16 protein-coding genes are annotated in these 14,699 nt (G+C 73.9%); 9 read left to right on the plus strand and 7 right to left on the minus strand.

The genetic code is table 11. The features are described 5' to 3' along the window. Window positions 1–83: 83 nt before the first annotated feature. Window positions 84–512 (minus strand): DUF6299 family protein, encoded by a 429-nt coding sequence (locus tag QI554_RS05270; RefSeq protein WP_281466353.1) that lies wholly within the window; start codon window positions 510–512, stop codon window positions 84–86. Window positions 513–588: 76 nt separating this feature from the next. Beyond that, window positions 589–1,479 (minus strand): PhzF family phenazine biosynthesis protein, encoded by an 891-nt coding sequence (locus QI554_RS05275; protein WP_281466355.1) that lies wholly within the window; start codon window positions 1,477–1,479, stop codon window positions 589–591. A gap of 184 nt (window positions 1,480–1,663) precedes the next feature. On the opposite strand from QI554_RS05275, the gene QI554_RS05280 reads away from it, so the two are divergent. Beyond that, window positions 1,664–2,443, plus strand: a complete 780-nt coding sequence (locus QI554_RS05280; protein ID WP_281466356.1) for a S1 family peptidase — start codon at window positions 1,664–1,666, stop codon at window positions 2,441–2,443. Between the two features lie 4 nt (window positions 2,444–2,447). On the opposite strand, the gene QI554_RS05285 is transcribed toward QI554_RS05280, so the two are convergent. Beyond that, window positions 2,448–3,266, minus strand: coding sequence for an SAM-dependent methyltransferase (locus QI554_RS05285; protein ID WP_281466358.1), 819 nt, complete (start codon window positions 3,264–3,266; stop codon window positions 2,448–2,450). Between the two features lie 153 nt (window positions 3,267–3,419). Between QI554_RS05285 and QI554_RS05290 the strand changes: the two genes are divergently transcribed. From QI554_RS05290 to QI554_RS05315, 6 genes are all read left to right on the plus strand, one after another. Next, window positions 3,420–3,869, plus strand: a complete 450-nt coding sequence (locus QI554_RS05290; protein ID WP_281466359.1) for a hypothetical protein — start codon at window positions 3,420–3,422, stop codon at window positions 3,867–3,869. A 112-nt stretch (window positions 3,870–3,981) separates the two neighbouring features. Further along, window positions 3,982–4,542 (plus strand): MOSC domain-containing protein, encoded by a 561-nt coding sequence (locus tag QI554_RS05295; protein ID WP_281466361.1) that lies wholly within the window; start codon window positions 3,982–3,984, stop codon window positions 4,540–4,542. Between the two features lie 14 nt (window positions 4,543–4,556). After that, entirely contained in the window at window positions 4,557–5,537 is a 981-nt protein-coding gene (locus QI554_RS05300; RefSeq protein ID WP_281466364.1) for a DUF5996 family protein, read from the plus strand. Window positions 5,538–5,770: 233 nt separating this feature from the next. Next, complete coding sequence (locus QI554_RS05305; RefSeq protein ID WP_281466366.1) at window positions 5,771–6,688, plus strand: DMT family transporter; 918 nt, start codon at window positions 5,771–5,773, stop codon at window positions 6,686–6,688. A 163-nt stretch (window positions 6,689–6,851) separates the two neighbouring features. Beyond that, window positions 6,852–7,319 (plus strand): SRPBCC domain-containing protein, encoded by a 468-nt coding sequence (locus QI554_RS05310; protein WP_281466368.1) that lies wholly within the window; start codon window positions 6,852–6,854, stop codon window positions 7,317–7,319. A 65-nt stretch (window positions 7,320–7,384) separates the two neighbouring features. Continuing rightward, the gene (locus QI554_RS05315) at window positions 7,385–7,759 is read left to right on the plus strand and encodes an ArsR/SmtB family transcription factor (RefSeq protein ID WP_281466434.1); all 375 of its coding nucleotides are present in this window, start codon (window positions 7,385–7,387) and stop codon (window positions 7,757–7,759) included. A 318-nt stretch (window positions 7,760–8,077) separates the two neighbouring features. On the opposite strand, the gene QI554_RS05320 is transcribed toward QI554_RS05315, so the two are convergent. Together QI554_RS05320 and QI554_RS05325 are read right to left on the minus strand one after the other, a co-directional pair. Further along, window positions 8,078–8,578 carry a MarR family winged helix-turn-helix transcriptional regulator gene (locus QI554_RS05320; protein ID WP_281466370.1) on the minus strand — a complete coding sequence of 167 codons (501 nt, stop codon included), beginning with the start codon at window positions 8,576–8,578 and terminating at the stop codon, window positions 8,078–8,080. A 131-nt stretch (window positions 8,579–8,709) separates the two neighbouring features. Further along, window positions 8,710–10,146, minus strand: a complete 1,437-nt coding sequence (locus tag QI554_RS05325) for an MFS transporter (protein ID WP_281466372.1) — start codon at window positions 10,144–10,146, stop codon at window positions 8,710–8,712. Window positions 10,147–10,329: 183 nt separating this feature from the next. On the opposite strand from QI554_RS05325, the gene QI554_RS05330 reads away from it, so the two are divergent. Together QI554_RS05330 and QI554_RS05335 are read left to right on the plus strand one after the other, a co-directional pair. Next, complete coding sequence (locus QI554_RS05330; RefSeq protein WP_281466374.1) at window positions 10,330–10,986, plus strand: TetR/AcrR family transcriptional regulator; 657 nt, start codon at window positions 10,330–10,332, stop codon at window positions 10,984–10,986. 124 nt (window positions 10,987–11,110) lie between these two features. Beyond that, the gene (locus QI554_RS05335) at window positions 11,111–12,295 is read left to right on the plus strand and encodes a serine hydrolase domain-containing protein (RefSeq protein ID WP_281466376.1); all 1,185 of its coding nucleotides are present in this window, start codon (window positions 11,111–11,113) and stop codon (window positions 12,293–12,295) included. Between the two features lie 435 nt (window positions 12,296–12,730). On the opposite strand, the gene QI554_RS05340 is transcribed toward QI554_RS05335, so the two are convergent. Both QI554_RS05340 and QI554_RS05345 read right to left on the minus strand, forming a co-directional pair. Further along, window positions 12,731–13,567 carry an ATP-grasp domain-containing protein gene (locus tag QI554_RS05340; protein WP_281466378.1) on the minus strand — a complete coding sequence of 279 codons (837 nt, stop codon included), beginning with the start codon at window positions 13,565–13,567 and terminating at the stop codon, window positions 12,731–12,733. After that, window positions 13,564–14,502 (minus strand): ATP-grasp domain-containing protein, encoded by a 939-nt coding sequence (locus QI554_RS05345; protein ID WP_281466380.1) that lies wholly within the window; start codon window positions 14,500–14,502, stop codon window positions 13,564–13,566. Before QI554_RS05345 ends, QI554_RS05340 begins: the two co-directional genes overlap by 4 nt. Window positions 14,503–14,699: the final 197 nt, after the last annotated feature.

Raw genomic sequence — 14,699 nt, forward strand, 5'->3', positions numbered from 1 at the left:
GCCGGTCCCCCTGCCGCCGTGGCCGCTATGCGAGCGGATCAACCATAGTGCGGCGCCGGGTCGGCCGCCCGGGAGTGCCCGGGTCAGCCGCCCGTGAGTGCGACGGGTCCGTGGTCGGCGGCGACGACCTCCGGCATCACGAGGAAGCCGCTGTGCGTGAGTTCGACCATCGAGGCCTCGCCCTGGACGGTGCCCGGCGCGAACCCTTCGACGTGGTCGGTGTTGGTCCACGTGTGCGGGGCGCCGTCGCAGATCGCGTGCGTGCCGCCGATGCCGGCGCCCGTGCCGTTCCGCCGTTCGAGGCGGGCGCCGACGAGCACCAAGCCGGTGTGCGTCGGGGCGCACTGGTAGGTCCCCGACACGGAGACGGTTCCGTCGGCGGCGGCGTATCCGGTTCCGTCGAGGGAGACGCTGTCGGCTCCGGCGGCGTTGGCGGACGGGGTGGCCAGCGTCGAGGCCGCGGCGATCCCTGCGGCGATCAGCAGCGCGGCGCGGCGAGGTGCAGTGCTCATGCCCGCCTCAACGACGGGCCTCGCGTGGGGTGTCGCGGCATGCGTACGAACGAGTGACGCACACCGGACAACGTGCTCAGAGCACGACGACTCCGCCGATCGCCGCCGTGCCGCCGACGCTCACGAGCGGACCGGGCGCACCGGGCGCACCGGGCGTGCTCGACGCCGTGATCGTGGCCGGGCTGCCGAGGGAGTCGCCCATGTCGGAGGTGAGGCTCGTGATCCCCCGCGCGGCGAGGTGGGCCGCGAGGCAGGCGGTGCTGTTGGCGTTGGCGATGTCCTCGGGGACGCCGATGGACGGGGCGAACATGCGGGCCGCGACACGCCCGGCGTCGTCCGGGACGGTGTACGCGTAGCAGCCCAACAGGCCCAGGTCGTCGCAGGCTTCGCGCAGCCGGGCGAAGTCCGGGGCGAGTGCGGCGAGGGCGGGCCGCGTGGTGACGGGGACCAGCAGCCGGGGTCGGCCGAGGGCGGCGGCGGTCACCCCGGAGGCCAGGCCGCCCGGCCCGAGCCCCAACGTGTCCACCACGCGGTCGTGTTCGCGCCCGGCCGGCTCGCAGCGGTCGACGCGGCCCGGGTCGAAGGAGGCCGCGAACGAGCCGTCGACCGCGCCGGCGCGTCCCGCGAAGGACCGGGCGGGGGTGCGTACGGCCGCCTCGACATCGACGCCGCCGCGGTCGGCCAGGTACGCGAGCGCCGCGACCGTCCCGTGTCCGCAGGCCGGGAGTTCGCCCGCCGAGGTGAAGAAGCGCAGCGCGACGTCGAGGGTTCCGTCCCCGGCGTCCCGCGCGCTGACGAAGACGGCGTGCGACGCTCCGGTCAATCCCGGTACGGCACACCGTTGTTCGTCGGTCATCGGCGCCTCGTCGAGGACGGCCGTGGGGCTTCCCCCTCGCCCGTCGCGCCGGCAGGCGTGGACGATCGTGGCCGCGAGGCCGGTTCCGCGCAGTGCGGCGTCGTCTGGCATGCGGGTGATCGTAAGTCAGCGTCGCCCGGGGCGCGGTGACCCGGTTCACACCCGTTCGGCGGCCGCGCGCGGGAAGTTCGGCAGGGCATGCAACCGTATGCCGGTGCTTACCGTTTTACGGGTGGGTGGTGCGTTGCACCGCTTTTTCCTTCCTTCTGCACGTATATGAGACGAGGAGGTGCGCATGATCCGTTTACGGTTGAGGTCGTCCGGGCGTGCGCTCATGGGTGCGGTCGCTGCGGTGGCGCTGGCGCTGGTCGGCGTGTCCGCGTCGCCCGCGGCCGCGATTCGCAACGGGAGAGGCGCGTCGATCGAGCAGGCGCCGTACACCGTCATCCTGATGACGGCGGAGGGTGTGCAGTTGTGCGGCGGCACGCTGGTGGCGTCCGACAAGGTCCTGACCGCCGCGCACTGCGTGACGGCCGTTGACGATCCGACGACGCTGACGGTGATCGCCGGCCGTACGGACTACACGCAGGCAGGCGGGCGCCACCGGCAGGTGGTGAGCGCCAAGGTCCACCCGCTGTTCGACCAAGGGACGTTGACGTACGACGCGGCGGTGCTGGTCCTCGACCGCCCGCTCCCCTACCCGACGCTGCCGATCGCCGGCCCGCACGACGGCGGGCTGTACCAGGTCGGGCGCAAGGCGACCGTGTTCGGCTGGGGCGCCATGGACGGCGGGGTCCCGACAACGACGTTGCAGCGTACGACACTTGTGGTGTCGCCGGTCCCGGCGTGCGACCCGTACACGTTCCCCGAGGACACGGCCGCGCTGAAGGTGTGCGGCCTTGGGCCGAAGGCGAATCCGGGCACCAGCATCTGCCGCGGCGACTCGGGCGGGCCGCTCGTCGAGGACGGCAAGCTGATCGGGATCGTGTCGTCCGGCAACAAGTACTGCACCGACGAACAGCCGCGTTCGGCGTTCACCCGTGCGAGCGCGATCCGCAGGGGCCTGGGCCTGTAGCGGCTCAGACCTTGCGCCCGACCCCCGCCGCGATCAGCCGGCTCGGGTTCTCGGCGGCCGGCGAGTCCTCGACGGGCTCGTCCGGCCGCCACAGCGGCAGCTCGACGACACCAGGCTCGACGAGCTCCAGCCCGTCGAAGTACGCCGAGATCTCCTCCAGCGTGCGGAACCGTCCGGTGCCCAGCATGGACAGGAAGATCCGCTCCATCTCGTCGGTGACCGGCGGCTGGGCCTTGAAGTGCGTGATGAACAGGTGGCTGCCGGGCACGACCGCGTCGACGTACCGCTTGACCAGGCCCGCCGGGTCCTCCTCGTCGCCGAGGTGGTGCAGCACGCCGATCATCAGGACGCCCAACGGCCGGTCCAGGTCGATCAGTTCGCGCACCTCGGGGCGGGACAGCACGTCGTCGGGTTCGCGGAGGTCCGCGGTGATGACCGCGGTGTTGGCGTCGCCGGCGAGCAGCGCGCGGCCGTGCGCGAGGACGATGGGGTCGTTGTCGACGTAGACCACGCGCGCGGCCGGGTTGTCGGCCTGCGCGACCTGGTGGGTGTTCTGCACGGTCGGCAGCCCGGAGCCCAGGTCGAGGAACTGGTCGATGCCCTGGGCGGCGAGGTAGCGGACGCCGCGCGCGAGGACCTCGCGGTGCTGCCACGCGCTGTCCGCGCTGATCGGGAGGACGCTGCGGATCTTCTCGGCGACGGCGCGGTCGGACGCGAAGTTGTCCTTGCCGCCCAGCATGGCGTCGTACACGCGCGCGATGCTCGGCACGGTCACGTCGATGCCCTGCGGCGCCCAGTCCTCGATCGGATCGCCCTCAGCCATCGGTCCCCCTCGACTCACAACGCCCACCCGTCAGTTGACGGTTGGTCAGAAAGGATCGTAGCCGCCCGCGCACCTCGGTAATCCCCATGATCCGATGAACGGACGGGTGGTGTCGGGCACATCACGTCGGAACGGGTCTTAGGCTCAGCGGTCATGGTGTGTCTGCAATGCGGCAAGCCGATCGCCGCCGTGAACTCGGGTCTCGCGTCGCCCGCCCGGATCTGGCGGGGCAGACCTCGGCGGTACTGCTCGGACGCGTGCCGCATGCGCGCCTACCGCGGACGCCGGACGGAGCGTCCCGCGGCTCCCGTGCGGGTGGACCGCGAACGGGAGCTGGCCCGCGGCGCGAAGGACCTGGCCGCCGAGCTCGCGGCGGCCGTGGGTGCGGTACGCCGGACCCTGCCGTCCGAGCGGCTGTCCCGCGAGGCCCGCGCGGAAGCGCTGGCGGACGCGCTCCCCGAGGCCCGCCGGGCGGCGGCGCTCGCGGCGGCGCTGCTGATGCTCTTGGAGCCCGACGCGGACGGCGCGGACAGCGCAGACGGCGCAGACGACGAGACCGGCGCCGGACACCGGGTCGAGGCCGAACCGCACCCCCCGGCATGATGGGCGGCGTGCGCACCGGGCCCGCCCCGGGACGCACGCGGCCGCACACCCCCGCGGCCGTCCGCGCACGCCGAGCACCACCCGGCGCGCCACCGCACGCAGGAGGAGTCCGATGAGCACGCCGCACCCCGCGCCCGGAACCGTCAAGGCCGTCAGCAGCAACGCGGAGTACTCGTTCACGAAGCCGAACCGCGGCAGCATCCGCCTGCTGGCCGGCCTGGGCGTCGAGGGCGACGTGCACGCGGGTGTGACCGTCAAGCACCGCTCGCGGGTGGCGCGCGACCCCGATCAGCCGAACCTGCGCCAGGTGCACCTGATGCACGACGAGCTGCACGAGGAGCTGCGCGCCGAGGGGCACGCGGTCGTGCCGGGCTCGCTGGGCGAGAACATCACGACGTACGGCGTGGACCTGCTCGGACTCCCGACGGGCACGCTGCTGCGTCTGGGCGACGAGGCGGTCGTCGAGGTCACCGGCCTGCGCAACCCGTGCCCGCAGATCGACGGGTTCTCGGACGGCCTGATGGCGCGCCTGGTCCCGCGCGACGCGAAGGGGCGGGTGCAGCGTCTCGCGGGCGTCATGGGCGTCGTGCTGGTCGACGGCACGGTCGCACCTGGCGACCCGATCCGCGTCGAGCTTCCCGCCGAGCCGCACTCGCCGCTCCAGCCCGTCTGACCGACGATGGGGGCATGACCCCCGCGCCCGTGGACCCGCAGGAGCACCCCGACCTGCCGGAGCTGCCCTACGAAGCGTGGTCGGACACCCTCGACACGCTGCGGCTGTTCGTCCAGATCGTCGGCAAGGTGAAGCTGGCCGCGACGCACCCGCGCAACCACTGGTGGAACGTCACGTTCTCGCTGGACGCGCGCGGCCTGACCACGCGCCGCCTGTGCGTCGACGGGGTCTTCTTCGACATCGCGTTCGACTTCGTCGACCACCGGCTGGTGGTGCGGACGGACCGGGGCGACGTGCGCACGTTCGCGCTCGACGGCGGGCTGAGCGTCGCCGGGTTCGACGCGCGGCTGCACGGGACGCTGGCCGGCCTGGGGGTGGACGTCCCGCTGCGGGAGAAGCCGTTCGGCGTACCGCACCTGACCACGCCGTTCGCGGACGACACGGCGCACGCCACCTACGACCGGGCCCGCGTCGAGCGGTACTGGCGCGCGCTGTCGTGGTCGGCGGACGTGTTGGAGGAGTTCACCGGCTGGTTCACCGGCAAGACCAGCCCGGTGCACGTCTTCTGGCACTCCTTCGACCTGGCCGTCACGCGCTTCTCCGGCAAGCGGGCCGATCCGCTCGGGACGGCGGACCCGGTGACGGCGGAGGCCTACTCGCACGAGGTGGTGTCGTTCGGCTGGTGGGCGGGCGATCCGAAGGTGCCCTACCCGGCGTACTACTCCTACACCGCGCCGAAGCCGGACGGCCTCGCCGCACGGCCGCTCAGCCCGGCCGCGGCCGCGTGGGTGGACGACGGCGCGATGGCGCTGCTGCCGTACGAGGCCGTGCGCGCCGAGCGGGACCCGCGCCGCGCGCTGCTCGCGTTCCTCCAGACGGCGTTCGAGGCGGGCGCGGGCGCGGCGGGCTGGCCCGCGGACGAGCTGACGTCGTCGTGGTGCCCGACGCCCGAGCAGCTGCGTGCCCTGGCCCGCTCGGGGCTGCAGGGGCGCTGAGCGCGTAAGAGGCTGACGCCGAGCGGCCGCGTCGCCTAGGGTGGCCCCTATGCCAGACCACACCCTGGTCGCGGTCTTCCGCACCAGCACCCCGCCGCCGGTCGCCTTCTAGGGCGCACCGGCGAGGCGCGGGTCTCCGCGCTTCCCTCTCCCCCGTGACGTTCCCGGGGTCCCTTCGCCGTGCGCCCGTTTCGGATCACTCATCCCTGATTCGCGAAACGGAAGGTCTCGGCGTGTCCACACGCACTTCTGCTCCGGTACGTCCGCACGCCCGCCAAGCGCGGGGGGCCACACGGGCGTTCGCCCGCGGTCCCCTGCCGATCCTGGTGGCGTGCCTGTTGTGGGGCAGCACCGGCACGGTCGCCTCGTTCGCGCCCGCGGGCGCGGGTCCGGCGGCGGTCGGCTGCTCCGGGCTGCTCTTCGGCGGGCTCCTGCTCTTCGTCACGACGCGGGGTGCGTGGGCGCTGCTGCGCGGCGCGTCCGGCCGTGAACTGCGTGCCCTCGCGCTGGGCGCGGTCGCGGTGGCCGGGTATCCGGTCACGTTCTATCCCGCGGTCGCGCGCTGCGGGGTCGCGGTCGCGACGGTGGTCGCGCTGGGCGTGGCGCCGCTGTTCGCCGGTCTCGCGGAACGCTCAGCGGGCGGGGCGCGCTGGTGGGCCGCGACGACGGCGGCCGTCGCGGGCTGCGCGCTGCTGGTCGTCGGGCAGGACGCGGCCGGGGCGCGGGCGGACCTCGTGGGGGTCGGGCTCGCGGTGGCGGCCGGGCTGTCGTACGCGGTGTACGCCACGGTCGGCGCGCGGCTGATCGCGGCGGGCCGGCGCTCGCGTCCGGTGCTGGGCGTCATGTTCGCGGGGGCTGCGGTGCTGGTGGCGCCGCTGGTGGTCGCGGACGGCGGGTGGCTGGCGTCCGGGCGCGGTCTCGCGGTCGCGGCGCATCTGTCGGTGCTGACGACGTTCGCGGCGTACACGCTGTTCGGGTTCGGCCTGCGCTGGACGACGGCGGCGACGGCGACCGCCCTGACACTGGCCGAACCGGCGGCCGCGGCGGTGCTCGCGGTGGTGGTGCTCGGCGAGCCGATGGCGGCGCTGTCGTGGGCCGGACTCGCGGTGACGGGCGTGGCGTTGGGGGCGCTGACGCTGAGCCGCGGCTGACCGCACCCGACCGGGGCGGCGGCCTCACCACGGGGCCGCCGCCTCTCGCGCACCCAAAACGCAACCTCAGGGTTGCGCATTCGGACCGCAACCTGCAACCTTGAGGTAGCACGTTGCGCTTCGCCGCCCGCCGCGACCCGGCGGGCCCGTCCCGGGAGTTGCCATGACCACGCCGATCGCCGACACCATCGAACGCGAAGTCCTGATCCACGCGCCCGTCGAGCGCGTGTGGGCGGTCCTGACGCGGGCCGAGCACATCGGCGTGTGGTTCGGCACCGGGCAGCCCGCGAGCGTCGACCTGCGCCCGGGCGGCTGGATCGTCTTCGACCACCCGGGTCACGGCGAGATCCCGGCCCTCGTCGAGGAGATCGACGCGCCGCACCGGCTGACGTTCCGCTGGGCGGTCGTCGGGCCCGGCGGCACCCGGCCGGCGCAGGGCAACCAGACGCTGGTGACGCTCACGCTGACCGAGGAGGCCGGCGGCACGCGCGTGAACGTCCTCGAAAGCGGCCTCCTCGACGTCGACACCACGCAGGAGGAACTGGCCTCGCGCTACGAGGCCAACGCCCAGGGCTGGACCCACGTCCTGGCGGGCCTCGGCCGGTACGCCGAGGCGACCGCGGCGGCATGACCGTGGCACGGCCGACCGCCGCGGACGGGCCCGAGGCGGCGTCCCCCGGCACCGCCGACGAGGGCCTGGAACGGGTCCTGTCCGCCCTCGCCGACCCGACCCGGCGCCGCATCCTCGACCTGCTCGCCGAGTCGGACGGCGGCACGGCGACCGCACTGGCGACCCGACTCCCCATCAGCCGCCAGGCGGTCGTCAAACACCTGGCCGTCCTCGACCGGGCGGACCTGGTGACGGGCCGGCAGTCGGGCCGCGAAGTCCGCTACCGCGTACGACCGGAGGGCCTTGAGGGCACCGCCCGGTGGATGAACGGGCTTGCCGCGCAGTGGGACCGCCGACTGGCGGCGATCAAGCTCCTCGCCGAGAGCGACGTTCCCGACGAGCCGCCGCACGCCGGTCCCGCCGCGCCACCGGAGGCGTCCCGCCCGGGCGACGACGTTTGACCCGCCGTCAGGGTGTGCCCGGTGGATCGCTCGGGCTTCGCGCCGCCCGGCACGGAGCCGGGCTCCGCCGGCCCTCCCAAGCCCTGCGCCCTGCTTGGGAGGGCCGCAACGCCCAGCATTCCCGCCCAGCACTCCCGCCCGGCACGACACGGGCTGTCCGACGAGGATCCACCGGACAGCCCCCGACCGGGGCCGCCGCCGAACCCCCGGTGGCGTCCCTTCTTCCTTCCGCTTCGGCCGTCAGACGCGACGCCGCTCCCGCAGCCGAGCCCGCCGAGACCGCCGTGGCGGTCCTGGCCGCGCCGTCCCGGCGTCCCGTCAGGCGCCGTTCGCCGGCTTCGGCGTGACGTTGGCGATCATCCGCTGGAGCACGCGCACGGTCGTCGCGTAGTCCGCGTCGCTGATGCCCTCGTGGATGTGCGCGCGCACGGAGGGGGCGATCTCCTTGACGCGCAGGCGCGCCGCCTCGCCCTCCGGTTCGAGGCTGAGCGCACCGTCCGGCGTCCGGGACAGCCAGCCGCGCTCCACCAGGACGTCGGACTCGGCGGCCAGGTCGTCACCGGGGAGCAGGTAGTCGACCATGGCGTCGGCCAGGTCGGCGAGGGTGCGGGGCGCGCCGTCCGGGGAGAGGTCGTCCGGGGAGAGGTTGCGCAGCAGCCAGAACTGCGGCTGCGTGAGGCCGAGTTCCGCCTGCCGCGAGCGGATGTAGGCGATCACGTCGCGGTGCGCGAGCCCGGTCCAGTAGCCGACGGGCTGTGCGGCGAGCTCGGTGTCAGTGGGCTCGGCGGCGGCGGTCGGGGTCGAGGTCTCGGCGCTCATGACGGCTCCTCAGGTCGTTCGCGGGACCGGCTCCGCCGAGTGCCCGCACGTGCAGTGGTGCTCGGGGGAACCCGCCTGCGACCGGTCTTGTTCTCGGCGGCGCGGTGATCTACCGCACACAGGCGAAACGTTCAGCCCCGACGCCGCTCGCGCAGGCCGACCGCGGTCAGCACGGCCACGACCAGGAACAGCACCGACGCGGCGCGGAACGCGAACGCGTAGCCGTCGGCCGCGCCCGAGGCCCCCGTCCCGGCGTGCGAGTCGGCGAGCGAGGCGAAGAGCGCGATGCCGATCGTCGGCCCCATCAGCATGAAGGTGTTGAACACCCCTCCGGCCAGCGCCGCCTGGCTCTGCGGGACGCCGCGCGTCGCGCCGATCACCGCGCTCGCCGCGGTCAGCGAGATCCCGACGGGCAGCATCAGCAGCCCGGCGAGCGGCAGTCCGACGTACGAGGACTCCGACGTCACGAACCCGAGCAGCAGGAACGCGGCCGCGTTGACCAGAAGTCCGAGCGGCGCCGCACGGTGGATGCCGAGCTTGGCGACGGCCGTCGCCGCCGACGCGCCCGCCGCGATCAGCACCAGGGTGTACGGCACGAACGCCATCGCCGAGCGCAACGCCGTCCAGCCGAGCGCCTTCTGGAAGTACAGCGAGAGCAGGAACGCGCTGGACGCGCCCGCGATCGGCGCGAGCATGCCGGTGCCGAGCGCGACCGCGCGCTGCCGGGACGCGACGAAGTCCATCGGCAACAGCGGTGCCGCCACGGCGCGTTCGACGGCGACGAAGGCGGCGCCCAGCGCGATGCCCGCGGCCGCGGCGCCGAGCACGACGGGGCTCGTCCAGCCGCGCGCGCCGACCTCGGTGAGGGCGTAGCCGATGAGGGCGAGGGTCCCGGTGGCCAGCACCGCGCCGAGCACGTCGAGGCGCGCGCCGGCCCGGCGGGCGTGCGTGTCGGGCAGGAGCCGACGTCCGAGGACCGCCGCGGCCGCACCGATCACGGCGATGACGACGAACGCCCAGCGCCACGACGCGCTCGCCGTCAGACCCGCGAGCTGCATGCCGAGCGCCGCGCCGATGCCCGACAGCCCGCCCCACGCGGCCATGGCCTTGCCGCGCGAGCCCTCGTCGCGGAAGACGTCGCCGACGAGCGCCATCGCGGCCGGCGCCGCGATCGCCGAGCCGACGCCCTGCGCGAGGCGGGCGCCGATCAGCGCCTCGCCGGAGGGCGCCGCCGCGACGACGAGGGACGCGAACGCGAAGCCGCCGGTGCCGACGGCGAACATCCGCACGCGCCCGTATATGTCGGCCAACCTGCCGCCTAGGAGGAGTAGGCCGCTGAACGCGAGCGTGTAGGCGGCGTTCGTCCACACCAGTCCGGCGTTGCCGAGGCCGAGGTCGCGCTGCAGGTCGGGGCCGATTCCGGCGGTGACCGCGACGGCGGTGTTGAGCACCGCCTGGACGGCGGCGAGGACGGCGAACGCCTTGGCGGCGCGCGGCGCGGCGTCCCCGCCGCGGGCCGACGTACCAGAGGCGGGCGAGGCGGCGGTGAGAGCGGTGGTCGAGTGCACGGCGGTCTCCCGGTGGGCGGGTGCGGGCAGGCGGACGCGTTCGCGCCGCCACGCGCGGTGGAAGAGGTGGATGCGTGCGCCGGGTCCGGCGCACGACTAGACTGTACTCAGAAGTACAGATGAACTCAAGAGTACAGTTCGCGCCCCGCTCCCGGCGGGGTGGCAGACCCAGAGGAGCCGACCGTGCCGACTGCGAAAGCGGCCACCCCCAAGCCCCCGGCCACCCAGCCTTCGGGCGAGCGCGCCCGCCGCAAGCGCGAGGCGATCGTCGAGGCGGCCGCGACGGCGTTCCTGCGGAACGGCTACGACGCGGGCATGGACGCCATCGCCGCCGAGGCCGGCGTCTCGAAGGTCACCGTCTACAACCACTTCGGCAGCAAGGAGGCACTGTTCGTCGACGTCGTGCGCGCGATCCTCGACCGCGCGCTCGCGGTGCCGAACCGGCTCATCGAGGAGAACCTCACGCACTCCACCGACCTGCGCGCGGACCTGCTGGAGCTGTGCCACGCGTGGGTCGAGGGGCACGCGACGCCCGAGGTGTTCGCGCTGCACAACGTCGTCATGGGCTCCAGCGGCAGGTTCCCCGAGCTCGGCGAGGCGTGGCTGGACCTCGGGCCGCGCCGGTTCCACACACTGCTGCGCGAGGCGCTGCGGGCGCAGACCGAGGCCGGGCGACTGGCGGTGGACGACACCGAGCTGGCCGCCGTACAGCTGTCCGGCCTGGTGTTCCTGCCGCAGATCGCCTTCGGCTCGGCGGGCGCGCCGCCGGACGCGGATCTGACCGAACGACTCGTCCAGGGCGGCGTCGACATGTTCCTGAGCCGCTACCAGGCCGCGTAGAACCGACCCCGCGACACGACAACTGTACTGGACTGTTGAGTACACATGTACTTTCCAGTACAGTTCTTGGTGTCGGCGGGAGCCTTCCCGCACGGCTACGCTCGCGCACCCCTCGGGAGGGATCATGTCCGTCGGAATCCAGTCGGCAGGCTCGGACCGCGTCGTCCACGGCACGGTGGCGAAGGGCTACGAAGGAGTCCGCGCCGTGTTCGAGCAGGTCGTCGCCGACGACTACAACGAGCCGGGCGCGCAGCTCGCCGCGTACGCCGACGGCCGCCAGGTCGTCGACCTGTGGGCCGGCGACGACATCGCGGGCGACACGCTGCACGCGGTGTTCTCCAACACCAAGGGCGCGGCGCACGTGGTGGTCGCGATGCTCGTCGAGGACGGGGTGCTCGACCTCGACCGCCGGGTCGCGGAGTACTGGCCGGAGTTCGCCGCACACGGCAAGGCCCGGCTGACGCTGCGCCAACTGCTCCAGCACCGCTCCGGCGTCATCGGCGTCGACGGCGGGTTCAGCACCGCGGAACTGGCCGACGACCGGGTCGTGGCGGCCCGGCTGGCCGACCAGAAGCCCTTCTGGGAACCGGGCGAGTCGTACGGCTACCACGCGTACGTCATCGGCGCGCTGACCGGCGAGGTCGTGCGGCGCGTGACCGGCTCCTCGATCCAGGAGCTGTTCGAGGAGCGCATCCGCGCGCCCTTCGGGCTCGACTTCTACATCGGCCTCCCGGAGGAACAGGAGGCCCGCTACGTACCGGTACGCCCGATGGACCCGCCCCCGCAGCTCGCCGCGCAGCTGGCGGCCAACCCGATCCCGCCGGACAGCGCCCTGGGCATCGCGTTCAACCTGAACGCGACGCCGCCCACCGACCTGGCCGCCTTCATCAACGAGCGCTCCGTCCGCGCACTCGGCCCGACCTCGGCCGGCGGCATCGGCAACGCCCGCGGCCTCGCCCGTTTCTACGCCGCCGTCATCGGCGGCCTGGACGGCGCCCCGGCCCTGCTGTCGCCGGACACCATCGCGGAGTTCTCCCGCCTCGGCACCCCGGGCGTCGACGCGGTGACCGGCGACGTCGACCACTTCGGCCTCGGCTTCGAAACCGTGGCCCTGCGCTACCCGTTCCTCGGCGCGGCCGCCTTCGGCCACAGCGGCGCCGCCGGCTCGCAAGCCTTCGCAGACCCGACCAGCGGCATCGCGTACGGCTACACCCGCCGCCGCTTCCACTTCCCGCCAGGCGGCGGCGCGACCGAAAACGACGCCCTTGCCGCAGCAGTCGTACGGGCGGCAAAGGCCGAATCCGCCTGAGCCCCCGCACAGGCAGCCTCCGCCCGCCCGGCCAACGGACCGGCGGCCACCCACAGCGCGGGTGGCCGCAGCCCTGACTCGGCACTCAGGAGCCCGCTATGGCAGCCGGTGGACCTTCCCGCTCACGGCACCGGGCGCGCCACGTCGGCCTGCGTCCCTCGCAGCGCTCGCGCCGGCCCGCACTGCCAGGCAGCGTCGCGGCCACGCCACAACGTCTCCGGCCGCCGTTCACGGCCGCACCCAGCGCCTCGACCTGACGACCCGCGAACTCGCCACCGTCGCCGCCTGCACCGCCCCCGGCACCGCCGCCCCGCGGATCGGCGCCTGGTCCACCGACACCACCCCCGCCCCCGCCGGGATCGACCCGTGCACCAGCGAGCTCTTCCCCGACCCCGCGACCCCCGTCACCCACGCAAGGCCCGTCCCGTCGTGGCCCTATCTCGTCGGAGCCACCGTGCCTCGTTGGCTCTGGGGCGGGATGCGGGCGGTGTGGCGGGCTACCAGTTCCGCCAATGCGGCCGGGGCTTCGGGGATGCCTCGGAAGCCGGGGAAGGCGTTGACGTCTACCAGGGCGGGGCCTGTCGCGGTGGCGATCAGGTCGACGCCGTATATCTGGAGGCCGTAGGCGTCGCCGACGGCGCGGGCCAAGTCGGTCCAGGCGGGCGGGACCTGGTCGGGTGTCAGTTCGACGGTCGTCTTGGACCCGGCAGCGGCGGCGGGGCTCGTCGGGGGGCGGCGTAGACCGGCGAAGACCTTCCCGCCGATCACCCAGAACTTGTGGTCCCAGCCGTCCCCCGCCGCGAACTCCTGTACCACGACGGGCTCGTCGCGGCCCGCCGCGGCGCGGGCGAGCTCGTCAACCGTTCCGATCTCGGGCACGGGGTTGGCCCGGCTGCTGAACCGGCTCTTGAGAACGAGCGTGCGGCCGCCGAACCGTGCGGCCGCGGCCGCCAGTGCGCCCGGGTCGGCGAAGCCGTGCGTCGCAGGCATCGGCAGGCCCGCGGCCGCCGCCGTCGCGGCCGTGCCCAGCCGATCCAGGCACGCCTCGGTGGCGGCGGCCGAGTTCACGACCGGAACGCCCGCGGCCTCGGCGCGTCGACCCAGGTCGAGTCCGGCGGGCGAGCGGGTCTTGAGCAGGTACAGGTCGGCGTCGCCCGGACCGTCCGCGTCCGGGGCCAGGAACTCGACCCGCCACGCGCGTTCCCGCGCGAGGGCGGCGAACGCGGCGAGGGTCGGGTGCTCCGGGCGGTCGGTGACCACGCCCACTCTCACGCGCGGACTCCCTGCCCGCGGGCGGCGGATTCCAGGCGTCCGGCGACACCGTGCGGCGCGGGCTGCCGGTTGGGCGGGACCGGTGCCGGTTCCACGGCCGTACTCACAGCGCCCGCACCGAGCATGGACGGCTGTCCGGCGAGCCGCAGTACGGTCGTCGCGACCCGGTCGACCGCGTCCGGCACCGCGCGGAAGCTCGGGAAGTCGTTGACGTCGACGACGATCCACCCGTCCGGCCCCTCGACCGCGTCGATGCCGAACAGGTCGAGCCCGTACACCTCGCCGACGCGCGTGACGATGCGCGCCAGGTCGTCGGGCAGCGGCACCTCGCGCGAGGTCACGCGCCGTTCCGGGTGCAGCGGCGAGGTCCGCACAGTCGCGTGCAGTTCGCCGCCGACGCAGTAGATCTTGTAGTCGACACCCGGGTTGGGGATGTACGGCTGGACGAGCAGGAACCCCTCGTCGCGCAGCGCGTGGCGGACCTCGGCGAGGTCGCGCGCGTCGCGCACAATGTGCACGGCGCGCCCGGAGTTGCCGCCGACCGGCTTGACGACGAGCGGCCCGCCGGTCGTCTCCAGCGCCGCGAGGATGTCGGTCGTCGCCGCGAACCAGGTGTCCGGGAACGGCAGTCCGTGCTTGCGCGCGAGCGCCGCACCAACCGCCTTGTCGCGTACAGTGTGAACGGCACGCGCGTCGTTGATCGTGGTGACGCCGACCGCCGCGGCGGCGTCGAAGAGACTCAGGCCTGGCCCGCCGGACACGGTTTTGAGGACCCACGCGTCGTGGCCGCGCGCGAGCAACTGGTCGAGGTTGACGAGCGAGCGGCCGGGCTCGACGACGTCGATCTGGTGGCCGCGCTCCCCCAGGCGGCGCGCGACGTCGAGCGGCATGCTGTCGTCCCGGTACTGGTCCTCGATCAGAAAACAGAGCCTCAAGGCACCGCCCCTATCCCCCATCGTCCGCCGCGCGACCCCCGCGCGGGAGACCACATTTTCACGCCGCCCGGGTCGGCCGTGCGCGCGGGCGGTGTAATTGACCAGATCCGGAATGAAATACCGGACACAATATGATCATTCGCCGACACTGACCGGTCACATCACATACCCGCACCGCGGATGACGTAACGGCCGCG

The sequence above is a fragment of the Yinghuangia seranimata genome (assembly GCF_029953285.1).
Lineage (GTDB): Bacteria > Actinomycetota > Actinomycetes > Streptomycetales > Streptomycetaceae > Yinghuangia > Yinghuangia seranimata.

Coding starts and splice junctions, on each gene's coding strand:
- QI554_RS05270 (WP_281466353.1), bottom strand. CDS start 512: ATGAGCACTGCACCTCGCCGCGCCGCGCTGCTGATCGCCGCAGGGATC.
- QI554_RS05275 (WP_281466355.1), bottom strand. CDS start 1,479: ATGCCAGACGACGCCGCACTGCGCGGAACCGGCCTCGCGGCCACGATC.
- QI554_RS05280 (WP_281466356.1), top strand. CDS start 1,664: ATGATCCGTTTACGGTTGAGGTCGTCCGGGCGTGCGCTCATGGGTGCG.
- QI554_RS05285 (WP_281466358.1), bottom strand. CDS start 3,266: ATGGCTGAGGGCGATCCGATCGAGGACTGGGCGCCGCAGGGCATCGAC.
- QI554_RS05290 (WP_281466359.1), top strand. CDS start 3,420: ATGGTGTGTCTGCAATGCGGCAAGCCGATCGCCGCCGTGAACTCGGGT.
- QI554_RS05295 (WP_281466361.1), top strand. CDS start 3,982: ATGAGCACGCCGCACCCCGCGCCCGGAACCGTCAAGGCCGTCAGCAGC.
- QI554_RS05300 (WP_281466364.1), top strand. CDS start 4,557: ATGACCCCCGCGCCCGTGGACCCGCAGGAGCACCCCGACCTGCCGGAG.
- QI554_RS05310 (WP_281466368.1), top strand. CDS start 6,852: ATGACCACGCCGATCGCCGACACCATCGAACGCGAAGTCCTGATCCAC.
- QI554_RS05320 (WP_281466370.1), bottom strand. CDS start 8,578: ATGAGCGCCGAGACCTCGACCCCGACCGCCGCCGCCGAGCCCACTGAC.
- QI554_RS05335 (WP_281466376.1), top strand. CDS start 11,111: ATGTCCGTCGGAATCCAGTCGGCAGGCTCGGACCGCGTCGTCCACGGC.